Here is a 25,776-nt window from a genome sequence, read left to right as displayed (position 1 = left end):
CGCTCGGAGCGAACGTCGACGCGTTCAACCGCTACGGCATCGTGCCCGTCGCCCGTGACCTCGCCGGCCTCCGGCAGGCCCAGGTCGACTTCCTGTTCACGGCGCACTGGTCGCCGGCCTGGCCGGCTGCTGTTGGTGACGCCCCGGCTTCACCAACAGCAGCCGGGGCTCAGGACTGCTCGACCTCGCCCGACGCACCGGTGATCATCGAGACGATCTCGTTGCGGCTGGTCTCCTCGATGTTGCGGACACCGACCTGGCGGCCACGGCGCAGCACGGCCACCCGGTCGGCGATCCGGAACACCTGGTCGAGGTTGTGGCTGACGACGAGGACTGCGGCGCCCCGCTCCCGCAACTTCATGATCAGCTGCTCCACCTTGGCGGTCTCGGCCACCCCCAGCGCGGCGGTCGGCTCGTCCATCACCACCAGGCCGCTCGCCCAGTGGGTGGCTCGGCAGATCGCCACCGCCTGACGCTGCCCGCCGGAGAGGTCCCTGATCGTCGCCTTCGCGCTGGGGATGCGGACGTCCAGGGCATCCACCAGTTCCTGGGTCTCCCGCGCCATCCGGCGGCGGTCCAGCAGCCGCAGCGGGCCGCGGGTCAACTCCCGGCCGAGGAACATGTTCATGTAGACCGGCTGCGAGTCGGCAAGGGCCAGGTCCTGGTAGACGACCTCGACCCCCTGCCGTCGGGCGTCGGAGGCGTCCCGGAACGTCACCGGTCGGCCGTGAATCCGCAGCTCGCCCTCGGTCGGCTGGTACACCCCGGAAATGATCTTCACGAGGGTGGACTTGCCGGCGCCGTTGTCACCGACCAGCGCCGTGATCTGACCGGCGGCCAGTTCGAGGTTGAACCGCTCGATCGCGACGACCCCGCCGAACTGCTTGCGGATGTCGCGCAGCTGCAACGGTGGGGCGCCCGTGCCGGCCGCGTCACCGGCCGGGACTGTGTTCTGGGTGACAGTGCTCATGATGCCCTCCCTGTGCTGCCGGACGCGTGGGTGCGCGGGTCGCTGTCGTCGAGCCGGATCGGCGTCGACCCGTCGGCGGCGTAGACGCCGGTGACGGCCGGGGCGCCGGAACGCACGCCGGTCACCCCCGCGGTCAGCGCCCGGGTGACGAAGACCTGCGGGCGGAATCCGAACAGGACGGTGTCGCCGGGTGCGACGGACGGCACCGCGCCGACGTCAGCCATTGCGTAGTAGTCGATCGCCTCCGGCGCGGGCATCTCCACGTCGACCAGGTGCGCGTCGTCCAGACCACCGCCCCGGGGCACGATCAGGGCGCGCGTGCCGCCCAGACCCAGCACGGGGTCGACGTAGAGCCCGCCACCGAAGACGTACGCCCGGCCGTCCCACAGGTGGGACACCTCGCTGACGTAGAGCACGGCGGGCTCCTCGACCAGGTCGGTGACAGCGTGCCAGGGCGTCGTGCCGGTCAGCCCGTGACCGGGCTCGACCTGCGTGGCACCCGCCTCGGCGAGCATGCCCAGGATCGCTGTGGACGTCGTACCCGGGGCGTTGATCTCGACGTGGGACCGCCCGGCGTCGCGCAACGCGGTGGCGGCGGTCCGCAGGGTTTCGAGGTTCGCAGTCGGCACCACCCGGCCGGCGGCCGGGTCGAACAGTTGGGTCGGGAAGCTCGTGACACCGGCGAACCGTGCCCCGGAAAGGGCGTCGAGCCGGTCGGCGACCGCGACGATCTCGTCGGCCGGGTAGCCACCCTCGTGACCTCGGTAGAAACGGTCGCCGGGGGCGCTGATCCGGGCGAGCAGCGCCTGCTCCCGGCCGGCGGCGGCGCTCGCGGCGGCCGCCTCGCCGGCCCTGGTGTCGTTGAAGACCGTCCAGTATCTCGGGGCGAGCGCGGCCGCGGTGGCTGCCTCGTGCCGGGGAATCTGCACCAGGTGACCGAGGTGACCGATGCCGAGCCCGCCGCGTCGATCGGCCAGGGCGCACTGCAGGTCCACGCCGACGGCGTCGGTGATGCCGGCGTCGCGGATCGTCCGGCAGAAGTCGGGGTTACGCCCGACCTGCTTCGTCATCGCGTACGCGGAGAGCCCGTGGCGGTCGGCCTCACGCTTGATGGCGGCGGCGTTCGTCGCCACGGTGTCCAGGTCCAGCGCATAGCAGTTGGTCGGCAGGTCACCCCTGCCGTGCAGGTCCGCGGCAGCGGCCAAAAGGCCCGGGTTGCGGCGTCGCAGCAGATCCAGAAACATGCGTCAGCTTCCTTCCGGGTCAGCTGCGCCGCTCGCGCAGCGAGAGGGAGACGGCCACGAGGATGATCGCGCCGCGCGCCATCATCTGCTGGGACACGGACAGCCCGGCCAGGATCAGGCCGTTGTTGAGCATGCCCATGAGCAGGCTGCCCAGCAGCGCCCCGACGATGGAGCCCTTGCCGCCGAACAGGCTGGTCCCGCCGACGATCACCGCGGCGATCACGGTCATCAGGTCTGCCTCGCCGAGGGTGTACCGGGCGCCCTGCAAGCGGCCGGCGTAGAGCAGACCGGCCATCGCGGCGCACATGGCGCTGCCCATCATCACCATGATCTTGACGCGGACCACGTTGATGCCGCTTACCCGGGCCGCGCCCACGTTGTCGCCGATCGCGAGGGTGTGCGCGCCGTACCGGGTCTGCCGCAGCACGAGGTAGCCGACGACCACTGCCGCCACCGACCAGAGCACCAGGCCGGGGATGCCGAAGATCTCGCCCTGGCCGAAGATCGCGAGGAACGCGTCGTTGCCGACCGGCACCGACTGGAGGCCGGTGACCTCGCGGGCCAGACCGGCCACCGCACCCATCGTGGCGAGGGTGACCAGGAAGGACGGTAGCCGCACGAGGGTGACGAAGACGCCGTTGACCAGGCCGACCGCCGCGCCGGCGAGCAACCCGGCCGCCGCGCCGAGCAGCATGCTGTCGGTCTCCCGCAACGTCACCGCGCCGACCAGCGCGGAGAGCGCGACGACCGAGCCGATGGACAGGTCGATCTCACCGGCTGCCAGCACGAAGACCAGGCCGACCGCCATGACCGTGATCGGCGCGGTCTGGATGATGATGTTCGTGAGGTTGCTGGTGGTGAGGAAGCCATTGCTGCCCTGCGTGATGGCAAAGAACAGGAACACGACGGCGAAGCCGATGTAGACCACGTAGTCGCGCCAGTTGAACCTGCTCCAGGCCGGCCCGCTTCTGGCCTTCACCGCAGCATCGGTCTGGGTCATCTATCGTCCCTCCGCTGTTTCGAAAGAGGCGGTCCAGCCGGGCTGGGTCGCAACGGGCCGCGCCGCCGAACCGAGGTGGGCGGGCAGGTCGTGGTCGGTCGGCGGACCGCTGTGGACGCCGGCCTCTTTACGGGCGACCGCGATGGCGCCGAGCAGGCCGGCGCGGTCGCCGAGCAGACTGGTCTTGATCTCCGGGGCGTCCGCGCTCAACGCGGCGACCCAACGCCGGACCGGATCGACAAGCTCGACCCGGGAGCCGATCCCGCCGCCGAGGACGACCGCCTCCGGGTCGAGGACGGCGGTGACCGCGACGATTGCCAACGCGATGAAGCGGGCCTCCTCGTCGATGGCCGCCCGGGCGCCCTCGTCGCCGGCCGCGGCCCGGTCGAAGACATCGGGCACGCTTGCCTGCTCGCCGCTGACCGCCCGGTAGCGGGCGGCCAGGGCAGCGCCGGCCACCGCCTGCTCCAGCGCGCCGTGGACCTGGTTCGCGGGATCGAACGGGTCGGTGCCCAGTGGCAGGTAGGAGATCTCCCCCGCCGCGCCGCGGGCGCCGCGGACCAGTTCGCCGTTGAGCACGATGCCCATGCCGATCCCGGTGCCGACGGCCACGAAGACGAAATGCCGATGGGTACGTCCGCTGCCCAGCCACCGCTCTCCGGCGGCTGCCATGTTGACGTCGTTGTCCAGCACGACCCTGTGACCCAGCCGGCTGGTCAACTCGGCCCGGATGTCGAAGGACCCGAGTTCGGAGACGTTCGGGGAGAGGTCGACGGTGCCGGTGGCCGGGTCCGGGGCGCCGGGCAGGCCGATAGCGCTGACCCGGACGTCGGACCACGGAATGCCGGCCCGGACGGCCAGGTCGCGGAGCAGCATGTCGATCTGCGCGACGACCGCCACCCCGCCGCGCGGGTCGGTGGCCAGCACGTCCTCGGCCACGATGTGACCGGCGAGATCCGCGATCGCGGCCCGGAGCTTGGTGCCGCCGAGGTCCACACCGGCGACGTACCCGGTCGAGTCGGACCGCGGGTTCGGGTGGCCGGCCATCAGCCGACCGTCAGGAGTCGGGCCGGGTTGGCCACCAGCATCGCGTCGAGCGCTTCCGGCGGCACACCGAGCCGGGCGAGGCCCGGCACGATCTCCTGGCCGAGGTACGAGTAGCCGAGGCGGCCGTGCGTGCCCGGATTCAGGTACGCCTCCGCGCCGGTCAGGTCCATCGAGAGCAGGATCCGGTCGGCGTACCCGTCGCGGACCAGCCCCGCGAGCATGTCCAACCGGGCACGGTCGGGCCGGTGGTACGCCCGCTTGCCGAACTCACCCTCGGGCGGGTTGTCCGGCAGCGGGGCGAGCACGAAGTCCCAGAACTGCTTGCCGAGGGTGTCGAAGGCGATGTTGACGCCGGTCGCGAGCACCGCCCGCAGGTAGTCCGGGTCGGGGTTGATGTCCAGGTGGCCGATGACGATGCGGGAGAGGTCGGCTTTCTCCTCGCGCAGGATCTCGACCTGCTCCAGCGCCATCGTGCCGTGCGTGGTGTGGGTGTTCACCGACAGCCCGGTGGCCACGTGGGCGCGGGCGGCGGCACGCAGGCACTTCTCCTCGTGCGGGGTGATCTCGTTGAGTCCGGTGGCCTGCTCGCCGAAGATGCCGACCTTGACTCCGGTGTCGCCCACCCCGATCGTGGCGTCGGCGACGAACCGCTCCCGCATCTCGTCCACGCTGGCGTTCAGCGCCCAGCCCGGCGAGTACGGCTCCAGGTAGATCGCCGATCCGGCGACGACGTGCAGGCCGGTGCGTTCGGCCACCTCGCGCAGCAGTGTGACGTCGTGGCCCACCACCTCGTACGGGGACAGGTCCACGATCGTGCCGAAGCCCAGTTCCGGCAGGCCGCGTACGGCGTCGACGGCGAGGTCCGCGCGGTCGTCGCCGGCGCCGCCGGACAGCCACGGCCCGGGCACCAGCGCGCCGAGGTGCTCGTGGCTCAGCACCCGGCCGAGCGACTCGGGGGACACTGGCCCGAGGACTGTCTGGACGTACCCCATCTGGCTTTTCCTTCCATCGCGCTTCGCAGAGGGCTCGCGGACCCGGCCGTGTCGCGCGGCCGGGGTGAGGCCCGGGGTCTCGTCAGGGAGAGGCCCCCGGGCCTCGCGTCACCTGCTGTTAGTTGGCGCGCACCTCGGCCGGCGGCTCCTGGCCGTAGTCGTCGCGCCAGGCATCGGCGATGTTCTCCTTGGTGGCGGCCATCGGCGATCCGACGACCAGCTCGGGAGCCTTCTTGTCGAGCAGCCCGTAGGCGCCGACGATGCCCAGGCTCTGGCCGAGCCGGGTGGAGCCGTTGGCGACGACGCCGACGATGTTGCCGCCCTTGACCAGGTCGGCGGCGAGGTTCGCCTCCAGGTCGTTCGTGACGATCTTGACGTCGGTACGACCCTGCTGCCGGGTCGCGGCGAGCACGCCCTCGGCGGCGGTGGCCCAGGCGACGTAGACGCCGTTCAGGTCGGAGTGGCGGGTCAACATCGCGGTGGCGATGTCCTCGGTGCGCGCCGGGTCGGAGAACCCGCTCTCCTCGACGATCTTGATGTCGGGGTAGAGGAAGTTCAGCCAGTCCTTGAACGCCTTGTCCCGCTGGTTGGTGAACCAGAAGTCGGCGTCGTGGTAGATGTAGCCGACCTTGCCCTTGCCGCCGAGCGCCTTGCCGAGCATTTCCGCGTTGGCCTTACCGAACGCGGTCAGGTCGGCGGTGACGATGCCGACGATCTGCTCCCCGGCCTTGTAGCCCTTCGGCGGGGTGGTCATCACGACCAGCTTGACGCCGGCGTCGACAGCGGGCTTGAAGGCCGCCGCGGCCGCGGTGGGGTCGACAGCGATCGTGACGATCAGGTCGGGCTTGAGCGCCAGGACGGTCTGCAGGTTGTTGGCCTGCCGGGCGGCGTCGAACTCGGCGCTGGTGCTGGCCAGCACCTTGATGCCGAGCTGGTCGAACTCCTTGCGGACGCCGGACTCCACAGCCTTGGTCAGCGCGGATCCCTCGTGCCAGACGAACGCGGCCGAGAAGTTGCCGTCCTTGACCTTCTGCTGCTCCTCGGGGGTCAGCGAAAGCTGGTCGGCGGCGGTGGGCGTCTCCCCGCCGGGGCCGACGAACGACAGGCTCGGTTCGGTGCGAGGACCGCTCGACGCGCCGCCGTCATCACCGGACGTCTCGGTCGAGCAGGCGCTGACCATGAGCGCCAGGGCGCAGATCGCGCCCAGAACTGCCCCACGCCTACGGGTGAGATTCATAGCTCTTCCCTCCACAGCAACGGGCCCGGAGCCGGTGGCTCCGGACTGAGACGGGGTTCCGACGTGACCAGCACGGCACGTGACAAGGGACCCGTGCCGTCACCCCGGCTCCGGTCCGTACCGGCGGGGCGGCGGCCTCTATTTCCGTTCAGGATGAAAGTATTAACGTCCCTGCTCACACCAGTCAAGAGGCCCGCCCGGAGATTTCAGCCACGCGTTTCGACCACAAAGATGGTCATGTGTCCGGCTACGGCGGAAATGCAGTGGACGGCGCGAGTCACCGGCGGCATCCCGAGACCCGGGCGAACCGACACGCGCTCGGGTGTTGCGGCGGCCAGGGCGCAGCCTTAACATTCGGTCGGAAAGAAATAGGGGAGGTGGACGTGGAAGCACAGGCGCCGCGACGCGCGAACCGGTCGACAGTGCTGACGCACGTACTCACCCACGGCCCGGTGACCCGTACCGCCATCGGCCAGGAGACCGACCTCTCCCCCGCCACGGTCTCGCGCATCGTCGAGCAACTTCTCGACGAGGGGTTGCTGACCGAGAGCGACGGCACCCCGAGCACCACCCGGGGCCGGCGGGCGACACGGGTGGCGATCGCCGCCGGACGGGGCGTGGTCTGCGGAGTCGACGTCGGCGGCTCCAACGTCCGACTGGTGGTGGCCGACCTCGCCGCCACACCGCTTGTGGGCCGCACGGTCCCCACCCCGGCCGACTACGACGCCCCCCGGCTGGCCCACTGGCTGGCCGACCTCATCCGGCAGACCGTCGGCGACCATCTCGACCGGCTCGACTGCGTGGCGGTGGGGCTGCCCGGTGCCGTTCGGCAGCACGACCGCACCGTCCGTAACGCGCCGAACCTTCCCCAGGTCGAGGATCCGGAGTTCCTTCGCCTGCTGGAGAAGCGGTTGGCCACCGGCATCGAGGTGGACAACGACTCCAACTACGCACTGCTGGGTGAGCTGCGCTTCGGCGCGGCGCGCGACACGCAGACCGCTGTGATGTTCACGATCGGGGCCGGGCTCGGCGCCGGCGTCGCCATCGAACGGCGGCTGTTCCGGGGCCGCAGCGGCATGGTGGGCGAGTTCGGGCATCTGCCGGCCGGCCCTCTGGGCGGCGCACTCGAACAGATCATCACCGGGCCCGGCATCCTCGCCCGCGCCCGCGACCTCGGCCTACCGTTCGACAACGCGGCCGACGTCTTCCACTCCGGAGATCCCCGCCTGGTGCCGGTCAAGCAGTACGTCGAGCAGGCGCTGCTGATCATCCTCACCGCCGCAGTGGTTGCCTACGAACCCGAGGTGATCGTCCTCGGCGGCGGCATCTCCCACGCGCTCACACCCGATCTCGGCCGACTGGGCAGTCGGCTGCGAGAGATCGTGCCCTCCGCCCCGGCGGTCGTCCAGAGCGCGGAACTCGGGGACCTCTCCGGCGCGTTGGGCGCCGTGGTGGCGGCGCTGCACAGCGCGTACGGCCGACTCGGGCTCGCCGAGCCCGACCTGGCCCACGTACCCCAGTCGGACGCCCTCGTCGGCTGCGACCTGCGCGCGTTGGCCGCCACGGCGGACGCCTGACCGTCAGACGCCGCCGGGCCGTGCCCCGACTCGGGGCTCCGGCCGGACGGCGCCGGTGATGGTGGGCCGACGACCTGCGATCGCCGGCCCACCATGCCGAAGGGCTACCGCACCCGCAGCTGCTGATGGACGGCCGCGGTGGGGGCGTAGGTCGGGTCACCGGAGTAGGCGACGTGGACCGGGTATCCCCCGGCCGACAGGCCGCTGGTCGGCAGGTTGACGACGGCCGCGCCGTCGGTAAGCGACACCACCTGCGTGCTACCGCCGAACGTCACGGCGATCTCACCGGTCACCGGCGGCGCCTTCTTGTGCTGGGTCTGCGCCCGCAGGTCGACGTCCAGCCTGAAGGTGCCACCCCGGACGATCGACGCGGGCGCGGCCTTCGCCTTCACGACGACCCGTGCCGCACCCGGAGGCGTCAGGGTGACCCTGGCCGTGCCCGCCTTGGTCGGGTCGACCACCGACGTCGCCACGACGGTGAGCGCCGAAGCGGTCTCGTTCGCCGCCACCGAGAGCCGACCGTCCGCGGAGACGGTAGTTCCCGCCGAGGTCGCGCCCGTGACCGACCACGTCACCGCCGGACTCACACCGTCGTTGGTGGTGACCTTGGCGGCGAACTGCCGGGTCCAGTTCCAGCCCTGCGTCAGGCTCTCCGTCGGCGGGATCACCGACACCGAGTCGACGCCTGACCACAGGTGGTCCCGGGCGAAGATCGTGAACAGCTGGCCCGCCGTCATCCCGTCGTGCGCACCGGGCACCTGGGTCGTGTGGGCGTCGTACCCGCGGGCCCGGAAGTTGTTGGCGATGCCGTTCTGGGCGTTGAGGTTGCCCTCGAAGACGCCGTTGCCGAGGAACACGAAGAGGTCGTCGTCGCCGACCGCGCCGGCGATGGTGTCGTAGTCCTGCGTGGTGAGGGACGGGTTGCCGGAGAAGTGCCCGTAGAACGCGAACGTGGTCGGATAGTTCCTGATGACGACGCCGCCGGTCATCCCGCCATAGGAGAACCCGCCGTAGGCACGTCCCTCCCGCTCGGTCGAGACGTTGTAGTTGGCCTCGATGAGGGGAAGGATCGTCTGGACCAGGTTGTTCGCGGCGTTGGTCTGGTTGTACGAGGCGAACCCGAGGCTCGTGCCCGTGAAGTGGTTGCCCATGGTGACGACCACAGTCGGCTCGATCTCGCCCTTGGCCGTCATGTTGTCGAGGATGTTCGGGACGTTCGCGGGGACCATGAAGTCGGTCTCGTCACCGAAGATCCCGTGGGCCAGGTACGCGACCTTGTACGGCTGCGCCCGGTTGGGGTCGTAGTTCGGCGGCAGGTAGACACCGAGGTAGTGGCCACTGTCGCCGAGGATCGTCGTGTAGGGGATGTACCGGACGGTGCCCCGCCGCGACGGGTCCGACACCGGCAGCTCGTACTCCGAGCGCTCCTTCAGCACCGGGTCGTTCTGCTTGTCGGCGTACGGCACGTACACGGCGTCGAGCACGTCGTTGTTGCGGACCCGGAACGAAGACTCGCCCGGGGGTCGGGGGTTCGTCGAAGCCGGGTCCCAGATGCGCTTGTTGACCCAGCCCTGGGTCGGGTCCCAGACCCGGTACCAGTAGCTGAGGCTGCCGGCGTGCAGCGGGACCGAGACCGACCAGTAGCCGGCAGGGTCCCTGGTCATGTCCCTGAGAAACTCGGTACCTCCGGCGTGGTACCGCCCCGGCTGCCACGCCTCCGGCTGGTACCGCGTGGTGCCGGTGCCGACGTCGAGCAACGTCAGGTCACCGGCCAGGCGGACCTGCGTGGCGTTGGGGTTGTGGTAGACGAACCTGACGGTGTAGCCGGTCGGTGAGGTGCTGTCCGCAGTGACTGTCGCACCTTCCACGAGCGCGGTCGTGGTGGCGGCGGCAGCCGGCGCGGAGACGATCGCGCTGGCACCGAGTGACGCGAACGCGAGCAACGCGACCGCACGCGCGAGCCCGCGCCTTCCGATCGCCTTCCTCATCTGAGCACACTCCTTCGTAGTCTCATATCTTGTCCTTTCCGACCCACGGTTCTATTCGGACACTGTCGACTGAGGGCAGCACTGATCGAGCCCCAATCGGGGCGCAGCGCTTGATTCGGCTCATTACCGGAGGAGCCACCGGAGCTGAAGGCGTCTGGGGACGGGACGCGGGTTGGTGGTGGTGGAACGTGAAGAGCCTCCTCCTGGGCCACCCGGGCTCGCGCCCGTCGATAACGACCCGTTCCGGCACTCTCTGGACCCGATGCGGCGCTAAATCGAATTAGCAAAATTAGTGTGGCCGCGCACACCTTCCGATGTCAAGGGATCTAGCGCCCGCGCGCCGGCCCGACCGCCGGATGGCCGACGAGGGTGCGACCGTCGCGCGGGGCGAGTTCCACAGCCACGGCGAGGGTGCTCGGGCTGGCGGCCCTCGTGGCGAGGGCACCGATGTCGACTCTCCGGCCGGCGTCGTCGGTGACGAAGCCGGCCTCCAGCCGCAGGTCGCCAAAGGGTACGTCGAGCACTGCCGACGCGGCCCCCAGGAGCCGTTGTCGGGCGATGGCCGCTGCGACCCGGATCGGCGCATAGGACGGCCCGACGGCAGCCAGGGTGCCCGCACGCTCCGGCCGGGCGTCGGCAGGTGCCACGCGGATCCGTCCCCGCGGGACGCAGAGTTCCTCGGCGATCAGGGTGGCGGTCGAGGTGGTGGCCGTCTGCCCCATCAAGGCTCGGGGCACCGCGAACGAGACGGTTCCGTCCTCACTGACCTCGACAGCGATCAGTGCCGAGGTGGTCAGCGCCACGGCGGTCATGATGCCGTTGAGGCCGAGCAGCTCCGTCGGGTCCGACGACGGCAGCTCGGCAGCACCGGGGGGCGTCACCAGCTCCGCAGCGGTCACCAGCACCGGTGCGGCCAGTACGTACCCGGGGAAGCGTCCCCGGGTATTGCGCTCCACCATGGCCGTTCTCACTGCTGATCGGTGTGCTGTCTCGCGAACTGGGTGCGGTGCGTCGGCAGGGGTCGGGGACGCGACACCGGCCGCGTCCCCGACTGCGACGTACATGTTCAGGATGGGCGGTTGCCGAGCGGGATCTCGATGTTGATCTGCTGCCCCTCGGACAGGAAGAGCAGTGCCAGCTTGCGCAGGAACTCGTCGAAGAGCCAGTAGGACGGGGGCGCCAGGGGAAGCGGGAGCAGCGCCTCCCGGACGGCGATGAACGGCCCCCAGGCCGTCTGCAACAGGGTGTCCCAGAGCGGTTCCCGGGGGATCTGCAACCAGTTGGCGATCTGGTTGCCGAGCAGGAACCTCGTGAACGAGCCGAGGATGGGCTTGCTCAGGATGCCGGCGTCGATCTCCTTACCGAGGTCGAGCAGGATGTCCGCGAGCGCGATGCCCTCGGGAGTCGGTGCCAGCACCGGGTCGAGGACCTGGTCGGCCTGGGCGTTGGCCTCGCTCCACGTGGCGGGGATGTACTCGTCCTTGATGCCCAGCATGTGTGCGGCCACCTGCCACAGGTGGAGGAAGGCTGTCGACTCCCGGGTGGGGATCGGAACCCGCCACGCGTTCAACTGGCGCATCACAGTGGTCGGCAGGCTGTGCCAGGTGACCATCATGTCTCGCTGGCTGATCGGGATGTCCTCCGGGGCGACGGCCACCCACCTCGGCGACTGTGGCAGGAGGTGGCGCACGCCGGCGTGCGCCAGCCGGGTCTTGACGGCCGTCACGATCATCGAGCCGGTGGGCTGGTAGGCGTTCGCCGTGCCGATGTCGTATCCGAGCTTGGCCGTCTTGGAGATGCGGTCCTTCATGTCCGCGCCGCCCTCGGAGTAGTAGACGGCGCGGGCCTCCTTCGGAATGACAGTGCTCATCATGCCGCTGGCAAGGCCGTACAGCACGCCGAGGTAGAGCCCTCGCTTCTCGTTGAACTGCACAGCTGTGGCGAGCTTGCCCTGGTCGACCCAGGACGGAAGCTGGCGGGCACGCTCGATGAACTGGCGCACGTCGGCGGGCAGGCCGTCCGGCAGAGGCTGCCCGTTCCTGGTCCAGGTCCGCAGCACCCGGTTGACCAACGGCGCGTCGCCCCTGTCGAGCAGCGAGGCGACCAGAGGGTCGGCCTCCTCGTCCCACACCCATCGCGGGTCGGTGCCCGCCCCGGCACCCGCGACCGAGCCCACTGGGGACCAGGACCATGGTGCGGCCTGCGCTGGCGTGGTGGCACTCAACGCGCCGAGCGCGCCCAAGGCCCCTCCGACCTGCAACATCTTGCGTCTGCTGAGTGGTTCCACGGCTCACTCCTCGCGGTCGAGGCCATTGATACGGTGAAACAAATGTTGCGACCGTGTATCAGATGAGAGCACACTGTGCCGGTGATCACAAGGAGGATCGCGACGGCCATCTATGTACGGCGCGATCTGAACTGCGCGGACGTCGCGCCACACGAAGTCGCCACGGTGGCAACCGGTTCCGGCGTACGTCCTGGCCGGACAGTCCAGAACCAAAGAGCCGGTCGGTGCCCCACCCGACCACTGGACTTCGCGTCCGGGCGACCAGACCGACCAGGAGGCACAGGGTGCGTACGGATAGGACAGTCGACACCGGCCCGGAGAGCCTGACGGAGCGGGTTCGGCGATTCATCGACGACCAGGTGATTCCGGTCGAGCGCGAGATCGAGACCGATCCGGGAATCCTCGCCAAGCTTCGGGCGGGGGCTCGCGCCGCAGGCGTGTTCGCCCCGTCGGCGCCCACCGAATACGGCGGCCTGGGACTGCCCCTGCTCGAACAGGCCGACGCCCTCGAAGAGGCAGGCAGGAGTCTGCTCGGTCCGCTCGTCATGAACTGCGCGGCACCCGACGAGGGCAACATGACGCTGCTGGAGCACATCGCCACGCCCGCGCAACGCGAGCGGTACCTCCGGCCACTGGTCGCCGGTGACGCTCGTTCGGCGTTCGCGATGACCGAGCCCGCCCCGGGCGCCGGATCAGATCCCGGAGCGCTGACCACGACAGCCGCGCGTGACGGCGACGACTGGGTGATCGATGGCGGAAAATGGTTCATCACGGGCGCCGACGGCGCCGCGTTCTTCATCGTGATGGCGCGCACGGGCGCCGACGCCGCGACGATGTTCCTCGTCGACGCCGGCACGGCCGGGCTGTCGGTCGGCCGGCACATCCCGACCATCGACGCCGGCTTCACCGGCGGACACTGCGAGGTGGCGTTCGACAGCTGCCGGGTCCCGTCGTCGGCCGTGCTGGGTGAGGTCGACAGGGGTTTCGTCAACGCGCAGGTGCGGCTCGGGCCGGCCCGTCTCACCCACTGCATGCGCTGGCTCGGTGTCGCCCGCCGCGCTCACGAGATCATGCTCGGCTACGTCGTCGAGCGGAAACTGTTCGGCAGCCGGCTCGCCGATCTCGGCCTGGCACAGCACCTCATCGCCGACAACGAGATCGACATCGCGGCGTGCCGGGCGCTGATCCGTACCACCGCCGCGACGCACGACCGGCATGGACGCGCGAACAACGAGACGTCGATAGCCAAGACCTTCGTGTCTGAGGCCGTCGGGCGGATCGTCGACCGCTCGGTCCAGTTGTGCGGCGCGCAGGGCGTCTCCCATGACCTGCCGCTGGCGCGGTTCCTGGCCGAGGTGCGCCCGTTCCGCATCTACGACGGCGCATCCGAGGTGCACCGTTGGGCGGTGGCCCGCCGCGCTGTCCGGCGGTACGAGGCCGCCCGATCAGGCGGGGCAACGCATGGCTGAGCAGGGCTGCGATCCGCCGGGCCTGGCGCTGCGCCGCCTCGTGCCGTACCTCATGCAGTATCTGCCGGAGGTCGACAGTGCCCTGCCCTGGCACGCGGAACTCCTCACCGGCGGCCGGAGCAACCTCACGTACCGGATCAGCCAGGGCGAACGGTCCTGGGTGCTGCGGCGGCCACCGCTCGGCCACGTGATGCCCAAGGCGCACGACATGGCGCGCGAGTATCGCGTGCTACACGGCCTGCGATCAACGGCGGTGCCGAGCGCCCGGCCACACCTGCTCTGCGCGGACGAATCCGTCATCGGCGCCCCCCTTCCTCGTCATGGAGCATGTCGACGGCGTCGTGCTCTCCTCGGCGGCCGACTGCGCCGGTCTCCCCCGAGAACGCGCGGCGGCCATAACCGACGTCCTGGTCCGGACGCTGGCGACGCTGCACGACGCCGACCTGACCGGCACCGATCTGGAGACCTTCGGTCAGCCGGTCGGCTACCTGGGCCGGCAGGCCACGCTGTGGACCGCCCAGTGGACCCGGACCAAGGTACGTGACCTGCCGGGATTCGAGCGGCTCGCGCGCTGGCTGGCCGCCCGCACGGACGCGTTCGCCGACCGGCCGTGGGCGCTGGTGCACGGCGACTACCGGCTGGACAATCTCATCCTCGCGCCGGACACCTCACAGGTACGCGCGGTGCTGGACTGGGAGATGGCCACCCGTGGCGATCCGGTGTGCGACGTGGCGCTCCTGCTCGTCTACTGGACCGAGCCCGGAGACACGCTGCGGCGGCACGTTCCGGTGGCCCTCGGCGTGACCGACCGTCCCGGGTTCGGTGACCGGGCAGCCGTTCTGCGCGCCTACACGGCGATCCGTCCGGTCGACAGTGACCACCTCGACGTATGCCTCGCTCTCACCTGCCTCAAGCTCGCGGTCATCATGGAATCCATCTACTTCCGCCATCTGCAGGGCAACCAGCTGGGATCGGACGCCGCGGAGATGGCCGGGGCGGCTGCGGCGCTCGTGGACATGGGCCTGCGGGTCGTCGACGGGCAGGGCGTCGCGGCGCTGGGTTCGTGACGGAACCGCCGAAGAGAGGAGACGAGATGAGCGTGACCGACGGGCAGCTTCAGGGCAAGGTCGCCTGGGTGACGGGCGCCGGCCAGGGCGTGGGAGCGGCGATCGCCGAAGGGCTGGCGGAGGCGGGCGCTTCCGTGATCCTCCAGTCGCGCCGGATGGACGCGTTGGAGGCGGTGCGCGACAAGATCGTCGCCAACGGTGGTACGGCGGACATCGTCGCCGGTGACGTCACCGACGAGGCTGTTGCCGAAGCCGTCGTGACGTTGGCCCGACGACGATGGGATCGCCTGGACATCCTGGTGAACAACGCCGGCATCAGCCCGGCGCTGCACCGCAGCGAGCAGCTGAGCGTCGCGGACTGGCAGCAGGTGATCGACACCAACCTATCCGGGGTGTTCGTCTGCGCCCGCGCCGCCGGCGCGATCATGATCGAGCAGGGCGCGGGCAGCATCGTCAACATGTCATCGGTGCACGGCCAGGTCGGTCTTCCGCGACTGGCCGCCTACAGCGCCAGCAAGGGCGGAGTCGAGCAGCTCACCCGGACGCTGGCCCTGGAGTGGGCGGCCGCAGGCGTACGGGTGAACGCTGTCGCGCCCGGCTACCTGGAGACACCGATGACGGCAGGGCTACGCAGCCACGACCAGTGGTCGAGGCGGTTGCGCGAACGGATTCCGATGGGCCGGTTCGGCCAGCCGCACGAGGTCGTTGGTGCCGTCGCCTTCCTGGCCTCGGACGCCGCCAGCTATGTCACCGGCAGCATCCTGCACGTCGACGGCGGGTGGACCGCGCAGTAACCACCGGTCCCGCCCCGACGAGCGCCGCTGCGGCCGCCCCGCCCCGGGGCGGCCGTTTGGTTAGGCGAAGTTCTAGCGCTGGTCACGACTGCGGCCCAGATACCCGCGTACGGACAGTCGGTCCTTCCCAGAAAGTTAGCCCTCGTTTACAGTGCTGTCACAGGCTGCGGCACCCTCGCCACCACCACGATGAGGGGTACACCGGCCTCACCCCACCAGGCCCGGTTACGGCTGAAGGAGTAACCCCATGGACCCCGCCGAGACTCTTGCCGACCAATGCGCCAAGACGGCCGCCGACTTGACCGTTCCCGCCCTGCTGCACCGCAACGCCACCGAATTCGCCGACCTGCCGGCTCTGACCACACTCGACAGTGACGACACCCGCACGTGGGCGCAGGTGCACGCCGAGGTCACCGAGATCGCCTGCGGCCTGGCCGACATCGGCCTGGAGCCGGGCGGCCACATGCTGATCATGATGTCGAGCCGGCCGGAGCACTGGCTTGTCGACCTCGCCGCAGTCCACCTGGGCGCGGTGCCCTCCACGATCTATCCGACGCTGAGCACCGACCAGATGCGATACCTGGCGCTCCACAGCAACGCCCAGGTGCTCGTGCTGGAAAACGCCGCAGCGCTGGACCGCTGGCGTCCGGTCCTGCCGGACCTGCCGCACCTGCGCCGGATCGTGGTGGTCGACGAGGCCGAGCCCGACGACCTGTCCCCGAAGACCGTGCCGCTGTCACAGGTGCGTTCCGCCGGTCAGGCAGCGCACCGGGCCGACCCCGCCGCCTTCGAGCGGCGCTGGCGCGCGATCCGACCCGAGCAGCCGGTGACGTTGCTCTACACGTCGGGGACGACAGGTGACCCGAAGGGGGTCGTACTCAGTCACCACAACGTGATCTACCAGGCCGTGGCCCTGGAGGCCAACGTGTTCGTCCCCGACCACGCGCCGTCGGTGGCCTACCTGCCGCTGGCCCACATCGCGGAGCGGTTCCTGGGCATCTACAACCCCATCTACCGCGCCGGCCACGTGACCATCTGCCCGGACCCCACCCAGCTCATCAAGGCCCTGCGCACTGTCGCTCCGTACTCGTTCTTCGGTGTTCCGCGAATCTGGGAGAAGATGGCCGCCGGCGTCCAGGCCCACCTGGCCGCCGCGGAGCCCGCCGTGCAGACCGCCTTCAGCGCCGCGAGCGCCGTCGCCCTTCAGGCGTACGAGCTGCGCGCGGCGGGCCAGGCCGTGCCCGACGAGCTGGCTGCCCAGTTGGCGCAGGCCGAAGCCACGGTGCTGCGCCCGATCCAGTCCACACTGGGCCTGCAGAACATGCTCTGGGCCGGCAGCGGCGCCGCCCCGATCCCGGTCGACGTCCTGCGGTTCCTGGCCGGGCTCGGCGTCGACGTGCTGGAGGTGTGGGGCATGACCGAGACCACCGGCACCGCCACCATCAACCTGCCGGACCGTTTCCGTACCGGCAGCGTCGGTCGGCCCCATCTGGGCATGCAGGTACGCCTCGCCGACGACGGTGAGATCTTCGTACGCGGGCCGTTGGTCTGCTCCGGATACCTGCGCGCCGACGGCAGCATCGAGCCGATCGTCGACGCGGAAGGATGGCTGGCCACCGGCGATGTCGGCACGATCGACGACGACGGCTTCCTCACCATCACCGACCGCAAGAAGGAAATCATCATCACGTCCAGCGGCAAGAACATCTCGCCGGCGCAGATCGAGGGGCTGCTTCGGGCACATCCGCTCATCGGTCAGGCGGTCGCGATCGGCGACCGGCGACCGTACGTGACAGCGTTGATCGTGCTGGACGACGAGGTCGCTCCCCAGTGGGCGCGGGCACGTGGCATCAGTGACGCGCAGCTGCCCCACCTGGCCTCGGACCCCCTGCTGCTCGCCGAGATCCAGGCCGCCGTCGACGCCGCGAACGCCAGGCTCGCGCGACCGGAACAGGTGAAGACCTTCGAGGTGTTGCCGTCGAGTTGGACGCCGGAGTCGGGCGAGCTGACCCCGACGCTGAAGTTGCGCCGCCGGGTCATCGTCGAGCGGTACGGCGACAGCATCGACGGTCTCTACCGGTCGGCGGCCCCGGCGGCCGAGTCCGCCACCGGCTAGCCGTACACCACTGTCAGCGATCGGTCGGCGGCTCCGGGCGGGCCAGCCACTTCGGGTCGAGGTCGGACGGCGGTGGCGGTGCGCCCAGGTCGGAGGGCTCGTACCCGTGCGGGTAGCCGGGGTATGTGCGGTTGTCCGGCGCGATTGTCAACCTGCTGGTGCCGCGCGGCGGCATCAGGCGCACCGCCGCAGCCCGGCCGCGCAGCCCGTAGGTGACCACGGCGGACACCCAGCGCGGCGCGGCCGGGAGCCCGAAGGCGGCGCGCAGCTCGGCGGGCAGCAGTGCGAGCACTCCGAGCCGCGCGGCGCGGCGCAGCGGGCGCGGGTACCAGGAGGCGAACAGATCCAGGGTGTGGGTGGCGATGCGCTGGTTGCTCGGGTCGTAGCGGAACGTGGCCCGTTCGTACTCGCGCTTGAAGTCGAGGAACGCGTCGAAGTCGTCCGGCACGTCGCGGATACCCATGCGCGCGCCGACGGCCCGGTAGTAGTGGAACGCTGCCAGCCGCTCGTGCTCGTGCAGCCGGCGCCAGCCGAACCGGTCCAGCCAGTCGATCGGCTCGTACACGAACGTGGACAGGACGTAGCGCATGTCGTCGTTGGAGATGGCGTACTGATGATGTGCCCGGTTGATGGCCTTGAGCGCCTGCCGGCCGCGCGGCGAGTCGTAGCCGTGCTCGGCCATCTCGGCCATCAGCAGCGCGGTGTCGTCGTACCGCCGCTGGGCGCGGAGCCGGAACTCGCCGGTGGCGTCGAGCAGCGCCGAGATGCTCGGCACGCAGTACGTGCGCAGCAGTGCCAGCTCCAGCGCCCGCTGGTAGTCGAAGGGAAACTCGTAGCCGATCGAAATGCGGTAGATCTCGTGATGGTCGCGGACTGGATCGAGTGCCTCGATACGGCGCAACCAGCGGTGTCGGCCGCCATCAGCCATCGCGATCACCTCCCCAGCAGGTTCGGCGACGGTGCGGCGGGTTGTCAAGGCCGGGTGCGGCGGCCGGCCAGGTGCCCACGACCCTCACAAACGGCGAGAGGAAGCCACGATGAACACGAGTACGGCCCGAGCCCGCTTCTCCGAGCTGCGCCGGCAGGGCGGCCGGGTATCCGACGCCGAACTCGACGACATCTGGGCCGCGTTGGACACGGTCCGCCCCGAGAAGATTCTCGGCGAGTGGAAGGGCAGCGCGCTCGACACGGGGCACCCCCTCAACGGGCAGCTGGACCGGGTCCGGTGGTACGGCAAGCGCTTCGTCTCCCCCGCCGACGCCAAGCCGCTGATCTGCCGCGACGACAGGGGCGAGTTGTACTCCAACACCGTGCTCGGCAAGGGCGAGGCCAGCCTGTGGACCGTCGAGTTCCGTGGCGAGTCGACCGCGACCATGGTCTACGACGGGCAGCCGGTCTTCGATCACTTCAAGCGAGCTGACGAGAACACCCTCATGGGGATCATGAACGGCAAGAACGTCCCCGCCGACGGTCCCTTCTTCTATTTCGTCCTCGAGCGCGCGGCCTGAGGCTGACCGCTCGCGAAGGAGTCCACCATGCGAATCCGAGCTGCCGTCACCGACACCTCGGGCGGGCCGTTCGTCGTCCAGGCCGTGGATCTCGAGGCCCCACGGCCGTACGAGGTGCTGGTCCGAATGGCAGCTGCCGGCCTGTGTCACACCGACCTCAGCATGCAGGCGATCTGGCCCCGCCGGTTGACTCCCATGGTCTTCGGCCACGAGGGCGCCGGCGTGGTCGAGGATGTCGGCTCGGCAGTCACCACTCTCGCGCCGGGCGACCACGTCTGCCTGACCTTCAACAGTTGCGGTGCGTGTGAGCAGTGCGTGGCTGGTCACCCGGCGTACTGCCGTCGCCAGGACACCCTGAACACCTCGGGCGGCCGGGGCGACGGCACCACCCCGTTGTCCCGCGACGGCACACCGGTATACGCGGGTTTTTTCGGCCAGTCCAGCTTCGCCACGTTCGCGCTCGCCCACGAGCGCAACGCCATCCGGGTCCCTGACGATTTGCCGGCCGTCGTCGCCGCGCCGCTGGGCTGCGGTGCGCAGACCGGGGCGGGTACGGTACTCAACCGTCTGCGCCCCGAGCCGGGGAGTTCCCTGGTCGTCATCGGTGCCGGCGGGGTCGGACTCACCGCGCTCATGGCAGCGCTCGTGAGCGGCTGCGCCCCTGTCATCGTCATCGAGCCGGTTGCCTCGCGACGAGCCCTGGCCATCGAGCTCGGCGCCACGGCGGGTCTGGACCCGAAAGCGGCCGACCTCGTCACCAACGTGCGTGACCTCACCGGTGGCGGCGCACACCACATCGTGGACACCACCAGCCGTCCGGAGATGCTCCAGCGGGCCGTCGCCTTCCTGCGTCCCCGGGGCGACCTCGCCCTCGTCGGTGTCGGCACCACAGTGGCCTTCGACGTCATGAGCCTGCTCACCAAGGGGATCCGTGTTCACGGCGTGATCGAGGGCGACGCGGACCCGGCGCGCTTCATCCCCGTACTGGTCGATCTTCACCAACGCGGCCTCTTTCCGCTGGACCGGCTCATCGCCGCCTTTCCCTTCGACAACATCGGTGACGCCGTGGCCGGCATGCGCGACGGCTCGGCGATCAAGCCTGTGCTCACCTTCGGTTGACCCGGTGTGCCATCGCGGAGCCGGGTCGACGGGCCGCAGGACCGTCGATTCGGCGGCGATGTCCTCGCGTCGCGCCTACCCCCTTGTCGGCAGAGTCAAGCTCCTCTATGTTAATAGAAAATCACACGCCCGGATAACTTGAAACCTGCTTGTAGCACCCCATCAAGCTGGTGTTCAGGGCGATGTCCGGCTAGCCCGGAAAGCGGTGGCTAATGGAAAATCTCAGCAGAAGAAGCGCCCTGACCCTCGGCGCGGCGCTGGGTCTGGTAGCCGTGACCGACGTGCCCAAGGCGTGGGCGTGGTCCTCGACCAACTCGATCGCCGGGACCAACGCGGTCACGGACCCGTGGGACGTGTGGGACGACGACACCGACCCGCTCGTCGCCTCCATGCTCGACAACGGCCAGATCCCGGCCGTCAACAACGCGTTCAAATCGTTCATCAAGAACGGCGACCCGGTGCCCAGCGGCCTGCCCCCCGCACTCACCACCTACCTCAGGCAGTTCAACAAGCTGCCGTCGTGGGCCGACCAGGCCAAGCTGGACCGTGCCGCCCAGTTCAACAAGCGCATGAGCATGTACCTGTTCCTGCTGTACGGGCTTGGCAGCGGCATCATGAGCACCGTCATCCCCCGCGAGGCCCGTAACGTCTACTGGTCCGAGGGCGGCGCCGACATGAAGTCACGCGCGGCGAAGACCTTCACCTACGGCTACGACCTGAACACCCCCGACGCCTTCAAGCCGACGGGCAACTTCATCACCACCTCCACCAAGACCCGCCTGACGCACGCCGCGGTGCGGCACCTGCTGCCGCAGTCAGCGGCGTGGCGGGGGGTCACCGACCATCCGATTCCGATCAGCAACGGCGACATCCTGATCACCTTCCACAGCCTGGGCACCTACGTGCACAGCAAGTTGGTGGAGTGGCGTCGATACGGCCTGCGGGTGTCGGCGGCGGAGGAGGAGGCGTACCTGCACATGTGGCAGGTCGCGCTGCACCTGCTTGGCGTACGGGACGAGTTCATCCCCGCCACCTGGGCCGCCGCACACGAGCAGTCGCAGTACGCGCTGACGCCGATCCTGGCGCCGACGCGGGAGGGCATCGACCTGGCCGACATCCTGTTGAACCTGACCTCGTCGGTCGACCTGGGCATCACCAAGGGATTCCAACGCGAGTTCGCGCGCTACGTGCTCAGCGACCAGATCGGTAACTGGCTGCGGTTGCCGCGCGACCTCATCTCGCGAGGCGTGATCGAAGCCGGCTGGCCGACGTACATCATGTTCCGCGAGGGGCTGTCACCCATCATGCCGCGCACCTTCTCCACGTTCGACCACTTCGTGCGCGGCTTGGCGATGCTCTTCCTCAACAACGGCACCTCGGCGTCGCACACCCCCATCACCATCCCGGTGATGAACCGGCCCGGCAGCTGAGTCGGCCAGTGCTCACCGCGTCAGGGCACCGGTGACCAGGGCGGTCACCGCGTCCCGATGGCCGGGCGCATCCTGCCAGCGCAGGGCGCGCCCGGCCTCGACCACCACCCCGAAGCCCGCATGGACCAGCAGTCGGGCCTGCCGTGGGTCCAACTCCGGGCGGACCATCCGCACCTGTTGCTCCCAGACGGCGATGTGCTCCCGCTGCGCGAGGATCAGGGGCCGCCGCAGATCGGCCGGCAGACCGGCGACCTCGGCCTCGGCGACGCTGGTGAGCGCGTTGTGCTCGAAACAGTAGGCCACGTACGCCGCCGCCAACGCGACGACGGCCTGATGTGGGTCGGTCGCCCGGTGAAGGCTCCGCTCCACCGCCTGGGCCAGCAGGCCCGCCGCCTGCAGGCAGGCGGCCACCAGAATGTCGACCTTTCCGGGGTAGTGCCGGTAGATCGCGGACGGGGCCAACCCCACCGCCTGGGCGATCTGCGCGTTCGTGACGTTGGCGAAACCGTCCCGCGCGAAGAGCGGGACGGCCGCCGCCAGGATCTCGGCGCGTCGGGTACGCGGCACGGGCTGGGCGGGCAGTTCGACCAGGCGCGCGCTGCCCGCCGCCGTCGCCGGATCGGTGGCCACCACACCCAGGGCGGACGCCAGCAGCAGATCCTCGATCCGGCGTTGGGCGATCGAGGTGCGGTGCATGGTGATGGACCCGATCACACCGAGGGCCGCCATCGCCCGCAGGCGCTCGTCGGGCAGCGGGTACTCGCGCCGTACCGTGTCGGTGACCCGCCCCACGACGTGCGCGAACTTCGTCCGAAGCAGTTGACGGTCCGCGCGCTTGAGGTAGCGGGCCTCCCACCGGTAGAGGCCGCCGGACACGCGGTGGGACACCGTGACCCGGGTGAGGGCGGCGAGCACGTCGGTCAGGGCCGCCTCGGGCGGCCACTCGTCGACGACAGCTACGAGCTTGTCGACGATGACGTTGGCGCACTCGGCGAACAGCGCGTACTTGTTCGGGAAGTGCCGGTAGAGGGCTGCGGCGCTGATGCCGACGACGGCGGCGATCTCCTCCATGGACGCCGCGTGGTAGCCGCGCTCGCTGAAGACCTGACCGGCTGCCTCGACGATGACCTGCTTGCGGTTTCGAGGTCGGGTGGCCGCGGTCGGCCCGGTGGTCACCGGCTCAGTCGATCAAAGGTGGGCGGACACAGCAGCACGCCTGACAGTCAATCACAGCATCGTCGCGCCCCGTGCTCACCGCCGGGTCCGCCGTGCCCGGGCGGCTCCGAGGCGCGCGGCCGGACCTGCCCGGCGCGGATGCACGCTGGTCAGGCGTGCAGGACGGCGAGGGCCAGGTGGGCCGTCTGGGTGTCGTAGCCTTCGGCACGGTCGAAGCGGCCGAGCCGGCCGATGTCGGTGATGACGTTGAGCGCGGCGTGGACGAGCACACGGGCGCCGGTCACCGGCAGGTCCGGTCGTACCGTCCCGACGAGTCGTACCCACTCCTCGACGTGCAGGCGCTGTGCCCCGCGCAACTGGTGACGGTCCTTGTCGGGCAGGTTGTTGTTCTCCGCCAGGTAGACCGCGACGAGGTCGCTCTGGCCGAAGGCGTAGGCGACGTAGGCCCGCACGACTCGGCGCAGGGCGTCCGCCGGGTCACTCGCCTCGGTGATCGCCGCGCTGGTGGCCCCGGCAAGGCGGTCGGTGGCGCGGTAGTAGGCGGCCGCGAGCAGGTCGGCCTTGCTGGGAAAGTACCTGTACACGCTGGATGCCTGCATGCCGGCCGCGCGTCCGATGTCCTCGACGGCCACGGCGTGGTAGCCGTGGCGGTGGAAGAGGCGGATCGCCTCGATCAGCAGCAGTTCCCGGCGCGCCGCCGGGCGCACCGGCGCGGTACCCGGCGTGCCGCGCTGCGGTGGCGGCAACTGGGGCGCATCGCCGCGCAGGAGGGTCCAGGCGACCCGGGTGAGCAGTTGCTCGGTGCCGGTGCCGGTGGTCGCCGCGCGGTAGGTGGTCACACTGCCGAAAGCGCTGAGAGCCGCGTTGACAAGCAACTCGGCCTGCTCGGCGGTCAGTTCGGGCCGCAGCTCGCGCAGCGGCCCGGCGAGGCGGCCGACAAGCGTGGTCAGGGTCGCGGCGAACTCGCGGCGATGCTCCGGTGTGAGGTAGCGGCCTTCCCACTGGTACAGCCCCGCGACGCGCCGCTTGCTCACGGCAACGCTGGCGAGCCTGCCCAGGAGGACGTCGAGGACGCCCTCGGCGGTGGCGGTCGGCGGGTCGGCGGTCGCGGCGAGCAGCGCGCCGACCACCTCCCGGGTGGCGTGCACGAGGATGGCGTACTTGTTCGGGAAGTGCCGGTAGACCGCCGGGCCGCTGATGCCGACGACGGCGGCGATCTCGTCGACGGAGACGCCGTGATAGCCCCGCTCGCAGAACAGTTCGGCCCCGGCCAGGGCAATACGGTCCTTGCGATCCTTCGGACGCTTCGTCGCTACGGGGCCGGTGCCGCTCGCTGCTGCTCGCACCTCTACACGTTAGCGCCACCTCGCAGGATTGCTGCGATGCCCCTCTGCCCTCTCGTTCGCCGTAAGCGATCCAGGCCGGATGCGGCCAGCAGGCATGAGGGGTCGATGTTGCTTGACAATCGGCCGCGAGCTCAACGAAAGTTAGGCTGGATTCGCATTCGGGTGAGCAGCGAGGAGCTTGGCTATGACAACCGAGGCGTTCATCTACGACGCACTACGCACACCGCGTGGTCGGGGCAAACCGAGCGGATCGCTACACGGGGTTAAGCCGGTTTCGCTCGTCACCGGCCTGATCGAGGAGACCCTGCGGCGGATGCCCGGACTGGATCCGGCGCTGATCGACGACATCGTGCTCGGGGTGGTGTCCCCGCTGGGCGACCAGGGCGCCGACATCGCCAGGACGGCCGCGGTCGTCGCCGGCCTGCCCGACACCGTGGCCGGCGTCCAGCTCAACCGCTTCTGTGCCTCGGGCCTGGAGGCGGTGAACATCGCCGCGCAGAAGGTGCGTTCGGGCTGGGAGGACCTCGTCCTCGCCGGCGGCGTCGAATCGATGTCCCGCATCCCGATGGGCTCCGACGGCGGAGCGTGGGCACTGGACCCGGAAACCAACTACACCACAGGCTTCGTGCCCCAGGGCATCAGCGCGGACCTCATTGCGACCATCGCGGGCTACGACCGCGACGTGGTCGACGGCTACGCGCTCCAGTCGCAGGTCCGGGCCGCCAAGGCATGGGCCAACGGCTACTTCAACCGCTCGGTCGTACCGGTGCGGGACCGCAACGGGTTGACAATCCTCGACCGCGACGAGCACATCCGGCTGGACTCTACAGCCGAAAGCCTCGCCGCGCTTCGTCCCTCCTTCGCCGGCATCGGGGAGCAGGCCGGCTTCGACGCCGTCGCGCTCCAGAAGTACCACTGGGTCGAGCGCATCAACCACGTCCACACGGCGGGCAACTCCTCCGGCATCGTCGACGGCGCCTCGTTGGTGGCCGTCGGCAGCGAGGCCGTCGGCAGGGCCGCCGGTCTCGTCCCGCGGGCACGCATCGTCGCCACCGCGATCAGCGGCGCCGAACCGACGATCATGCTCACCGGTCCGGCGCCGGCCGCGCGTAAGGCGCTGAGCAAGGCGGGCCTCGACGTCGACGACCTCGACCTCGTCGAAATCAACGAGGCGTTCGCGGCCGTGGTCCTACGGTTCGTCGCCGACATGGGCCTGAGCCTGGACAGGGTCAACGTCAACGGCGGCGCGATCGCGATGGGGCACCCGCTGGGAGCGACCGGAGCCATGATCCTCGGCACCCTCGTCGACGAGCTGGAGCGACGCGGTGGCCGCTACGGCCTCGCCACCCTCTGCGCCGGCGGCGGCATGGGCATCGCGACAGTCATCGAACGAATCTGAGGAGCCACGA

At 70.0% G+C, this 25,776-nt stretch carries 21 protein-coding genes and 1 pseudogene; 10 read left to right on the top strand and 12 right to left on the bottom strand.

All coding sequences use genetic code 11. From position 1 onward, the window contains the following. Positions 1–169: 169 nt before the first annotated feature. The 6 genes from ACLQ23_RS21545 to ACLQ23_RS21520 all read right to left on the bottom strand — a co-directional run bounded on the left by ACLQ23_RS21545 (position 170) and on the right by ACLQ23_RS21520 (position 6,490). Positions 170–970 carry an ATP-binding cassette domain-containing protein gene (locus ACLQ23_RS21545; RefSeq protein ID WP_425881005.1) on the bottom strand — a complete coding sequence of 267 codons (801 nt, stop codon included), beginning with the start codon at positions 968–970 and terminating at the stop codon, positions 170–172. Further along, positions 967–2,214, bottom strand: coding sequence for an alanine racemase (locus tag ACLQ23_RS21540; protein ID WP_425881004.1), 1,248 nt, complete (start codon positions 2,212–2,214; stop codon positions 967–969). The genes ACLQ23_RS21545 and ACLQ23_RS21540 overlap by 4 nt, the downstream gene beginning before the upstream one ends. A 19-nt stretch (positions 2,215–2,233) precedes the next feature. Continuing rightward, the gene (locus ACLQ23_RS21535; protein ID WP_355591763.1) at positions 2,234–3,214 is read right to left on the bottom strand and encodes an ABC transporter permease; all 981 of its coding nucleotides are present in this window, start codon (positions 3,212–3,214) and stop codon (positions 2,234–2,236) included. Beyond that, on the bottom strand, positions 3,215–4,261 hold the full coding sequence (locus ACLQ23_RS21530) for an ROK family protein (protein ID WP_425881003.1): 1,047 nt from the start codon (positions 4,259–4,261) through the stop codon (positions 3,215–3,217). After that, positions 4,261–5,253, bottom strand: coding sequence for a phosphotriesterase family protein (locus ACLQ23_RS21525; protein ID WP_355591769.1), 993 nt, complete (start codon positions 5,251–5,253; stop codon positions 4,261–4,263). The genes ACLQ23_RS21530 and ACLQ23_RS21525 overlap by 1 nt, the downstream gene beginning before the upstream one ends. A gap of 118 nt (positions 5,254–5,371) precedes the next feature. Beyond that, positions 5,372–6,490 (bottom strand): substrate-binding domain-containing protein, encoded by a 1,119-nt coding sequence (locus ACLQ23_RS21520; RefSeq protein ID WP_425881002.1) that lies wholly within the window; start codon positions 6,488–6,490, stop codon positions 5,372–5,374. Positions 6,491–6,873: 383 nt separating this feature from the next. On the opposite strand from ACLQ23_RS21520, the gene ACLQ23_RS21515 reads away from it, so the two are divergent. Then, the gene (locus tag ACLQ23_RS21515) at positions 6,874–8,067 is read left to right on the top strand and encodes an ROK family transcriptional regulator (protein ID WP_355591775.1); all 1,194 of its coding nucleotides are present in this window, start codon (positions 6,874–6,876) and stop codon (positions 8,065–8,067) included. Between the two features lie 104 nt (positions 8,068–8,171). Here ACLQ23_RS21515 and ACLQ23_RS21510 read toward each other — a convergent pair whose 3' ends face one another. The 3 genes from ACLQ23_RS21510 to ACLQ23_RS21500 form a co-directional block, all read right to left on the bottom strand. Continuing rightward, positions 8,172–10,055, bottom strand: coding sequence for an alpha/beta hydrolase-fold protein (locus ACLQ23_RS21510; protein WP_425735350.1), 1,884 nt, complete (start codon positions 10,053–10,055; stop codon positions 8,172–8,174). 326 nt (positions 10,056–10,381) lie between these two features. Next, entirely contained in the window at positions 10,382–11,014 is a 633-nt protein-coding gene (locus ACLQ23_RS21505; RefSeq protein ID WP_355591781.1) for a molybdopterin cofactor-binding domain-containing protein, read from the bottom strand. Between the two features lie 107 nt (positions 11,015–11,121). Further along, complete coding sequence (locus tag ACLQ23_RS21500) at positions 11,122–12,342, bottom strand: oxygenase MpaB family protein (RefSeq protein ID WP_355591784.1); 1,221 nt, start codon at positions 12,340–12,342, stop codon at positions 11,122–11,124. A 284-nt stretch (positions 12,343–12,626) separates the two neighbouring features. Here ACLQ23_RS21500 and ACLQ23_RS21495 point away from each other — a divergent pair, with 284 nt between their 5' ends. The 5 genes and pseudogenes from ACLQ23_RS21495 (at position 12,627) to ACLQ23_RS21475 (ending at position 17,788) form a co-directional block, all read left to right on the top strand. Further along, complete coding sequence (locus tag ACLQ23_RS21495; RefSeq protein WP_355591787.1) at positions 12,627–13,811, top strand: acyl-CoA dehydrogenase family protein; 1,185 nt, start codon at positions 12,627–12,629, stop codon at positions 13,809–13,811. Beyond that, positions 13,804–14,112: pseudogene (locus tag ACLQ23_RS21490) on the top strand (phosphotransferase); the annotation flags it as partial. The gene ACLQ23_RS21495 and the pseudogene ACLQ23_RS21490, both read left to right, overlap by 8 nt. 19 nt (positions 14,113–14,131) lie before the next feature. Next, positions 14,132–14,878, top strand: a complete 747-nt coding sequence (locus ACLQ23_RS21485) for a phosphotransferase family protein (RefSeq protein WP_425881001.1) — start codon at positions 14,132–14,134, stop codon at positions 14,876–14,878. 26 nt (positions 14,879–14,904) lie between these two features. Beyond that, positions 14,905–15,672 (top strand): SDR family NAD(P)-dependent oxidoreductase, encoded by a 768-nt coding sequence (locus ACLQ23_RS21480; protein WP_355591793.1) that lies wholly within the window; start codon positions 14,905–14,907, stop codon positions 15,670–15,672. A 247-nt stretch (positions 15,673–15,919) separates the two neighbouring features. Beyond that, positions 15,920–17,788: an AMP-dependent synthetase/ligase gene (locus ACLQ23_RS21475; RefSeq protein ID WP_425735349.1), complete on the top strand. Its 1,869-nt coding sequence runs from the start codon at positions 15,920–15,922 to the stop codon at positions 17,786–17,788. A 13-nt stretch (positions 17,789–17,801) separates the two neighbouring features. Here the strand turns inward: ACLQ23_RS21475 and ACLQ23_RS21470 are convergent, their stop codons facing one another. Then, positions 17,802–18,716 (bottom strand): oxygenase MpaB family protein, encoded by a 915-nt coding sequence (locus ACLQ23_RS21470; RefSeq protein ID WP_425881000.1) that lies wholly within the window; start codon positions 18,714–18,716, stop codon positions 17,802–17,804. Positions 18,717–18,825: 109 nt separating this feature from the next. Here ACLQ23_RS21470 and ACLQ23_RS21465 point away from each other — a divergent pair, with 109 nt between their 5' ends. The 3 genes from ACLQ23_RS21465 to ACLQ23_RS21455 all read left to right on the top strand — a co-directional run bounded on the left by ACLQ23_RS21465 (position 18,826) and on the right by ACLQ23_RS21455 (position 21,845). Further along, a complete protein-coding gene (locus tag ACLQ23_RS21465; RefSeq protein WP_425880999.1) occupies positions 18,826–19,296 on the top strand; it encodes a DUF4334 domain-containing protein in 471 nt (156 codons plus the stop codon). 27 nt (positions 19,297–19,323) lie between these two features. Beyond that, positions 19,324–20,415 carry an NAD(P)-dependent alcohol dehydrogenase gene (locus ACLQ23_RS21460; protein ID WP_425880998.1) on the top strand — a complete coding sequence of 364 codons (1,092 nt, stop codon included), beginning with the start codon at positions 19,324–19,326 and terminating at the stop codon, positions 20,413–20,415. A gap of 212 nt (positions 20,416–20,627) precedes the next feature. Then, on the top strand, positions 20,628–21,845 hold the full coding sequence (locus ACLQ23_RS21455; protein WP_355591808.1) for an oxygenase MpaB family protein: 1,218 nt from the start codon (positions 20,628–20,630) through the stop codon (positions 21,843–21,845). A gap of 12 nt (positions 21,846–21,857) precedes the next feature. On the opposite strand, the gene ACLQ23_RS21450 is transcribed toward ACLQ23_RS21455, so the two are convergent. Next, on the bottom strand, positions 21,858–23,021 hold the full coding sequence (locus ACLQ23_RS21450; RefSeq protein ID WP_355591811.1) for a TetR/AcrR family transcriptional regulator: 1,164 nt from the start codon (positions 23,019–23,021) through the stop codon (positions 21,858–21,860). 149 nt (positions 23,022–23,170) lie between these two features. Beyond that, a complete protein-coding gene (locus ACLQ23_RS21445; protein ID WP_425880997.1) occupies positions 23,171–24,367 on the bottom strand; it encodes a TetR/AcrR family transcriptional regulator in 1,197 nt (398 codons plus the stop codon). A 184-nt stretch (positions 24,368–24,551) separates the two neighbouring features. Between ACLQ23_RS21445 and ACLQ23_RS21440 the strand changes: the two genes are divergently transcribed. Continuing rightward, complete coding sequence (locus tag ACLQ23_RS21440; protein ID WP_425880996.1) at positions 24,552–25,766, top strand: acetyl-CoA C-acetyltransferase; 1,215 nt, start codon at positions 24,552–24,554, stop codon at positions 25,764–25,766. Positions 25,767–25,776: the final 10 nt, after the last annotated feature.

The sequence above is a fragment of the Micromonospora sp. DT41 genome (assembly GCF_049841715.1).
Lineage (GTDB): Bacteria > Actinomycetota > Actinomycetes > Mycobacteriales > Micromonosporaceae > Micromonospora > Micromonospora profundi.
The sequence above is the reverse complement of the archived record's forward strand: the minus strand, read 5'-3'. Positions and strand labels throughout refer to the sequence as shown.

What these genes read in the sequence shown, in the direction of transcription:
- ACLQ23_RS21545 (WP_425881005.1), bottom strand. Translation starts at nt 970, where the DNA reads ATGAGCACTGTCACCCAGAACACAGTCCCGGCCGGTGACGCGGCCGGC.
- ACLQ23_RS21540 (WP_425881004.1), bottom strand. Translation starts at nt 2,214, where the DNA reads ATGTTTCTGGATCTGCTGCGACGCCGCAACCCGGGCCTTTTGGCCGCT.
- ACLQ23_RS21535 (WP_355591763.1), bottom strand. Translation starts at nt 3,214, where the DNA reads ATGACCCAGACCGATGCTGCGGTGAAGGCCAGAAGCGGGCCGGCCTGG.
- ACLQ23_RS21530 (WP_425881003.1), bottom strand. Translation starts at nt 4,261, where the DNA reads ATGGCCGGCCACCCGAACCCGCGGTCCGACTCGACCGGGTACGTCGCC.
- ACLQ23_RS21525 (WP_355591769.1), bottom strand. Translation starts at nt 5,253, where the DNA reads ATGGGGTACGTCCAGACAGTCCTCGGGCCAGTGTCCCCCGAGTCGCTC.
- ACLQ23_RS21520 (WP_425881002.1), bottom strand. Translation starts at nt 6,490, where the DNA reads ATGAATCTCACCCGTAGGCGTGGGGCAGTTCTGGGCGCGATCTGCGCC.
- ACLQ23_RS21510 (WP_425735350.1), bottom strand. Translation starts at nt 10,055, where the DNA reads ATGAGGAAGGCGATCGGAAGGCGCGGGCTCGCGCGTGCGGTCGCGTTG.
- ACLQ23_RS21505 (WP_355591781.1), bottom strand. Translation starts at nt 11,014, where the DNA reads ATGGTGGAGCGCAATACCCGGGGACGCTTCCCCGGGTACGTACTGGCC.
- ACLQ23_RS21485 (WP_425881001.1), top strand. Translation starts at nt 14,132, where the DNA reads ATGGAGCATGTCGACGGCGTCGTGCTCTCCTCGGCGGCCGACTGCGCC.
- ACLQ23_RS21480 (WP_355591793.1), top strand. Translation starts at nt 14,905, where the DNA reads ATGAGCGTGACCGACGGGCAGCTTCAGGGCAAGGTCGCCTGGGTGACG.
- ACLQ23_RS21475 (WP_425735349.1), top strand. Translation starts at nt 15,920, where the DNA reads ATGGACCCCGCCGAGACTCTTGCCGACCAATGCGCCAAGACGGCCGCC.
- ACLQ23_RS21470 (WP_425881000.1), bottom strand. Translation starts at nt 18,716, where the DNA reads ATGGCTGATGGCGGCCGACACCGCTGGTTGCGCCGTATCGAGGCACTC.
- ACLQ23_RS21465 (WP_425880999.1), top strand. Translation starts at nt 18,826, where the DNA reads ATGAACACGAGTACGGCCCGAGCCCGCTTCTCCGAGCTGCGCCGGCAG.
- ACLQ23_RS21460 (WP_425880998.1), top strand. Translation starts at nt 19,324, where the DNA reads ATGCGAATCCGAGCTGCCGTCACCGACACCTCGGGCGGGCCGTTCGTC.
- ACLQ23_RS21455 (WP_355591808.1), top strand. Translation starts at nt 20,628, where the DNA reads ATGGAAAATCTCAGCAGAAGAAGCGCCCTGACCCTCGGCGCGGCGCTG.
- ACLQ23_RS21440 (WP_425880996.1), top strand. Translation starts at nt 24,552, where the DNA reads ATGACAACCGAGGCGTTCATCTACGACGCACTACGCACACCGCGTGGT.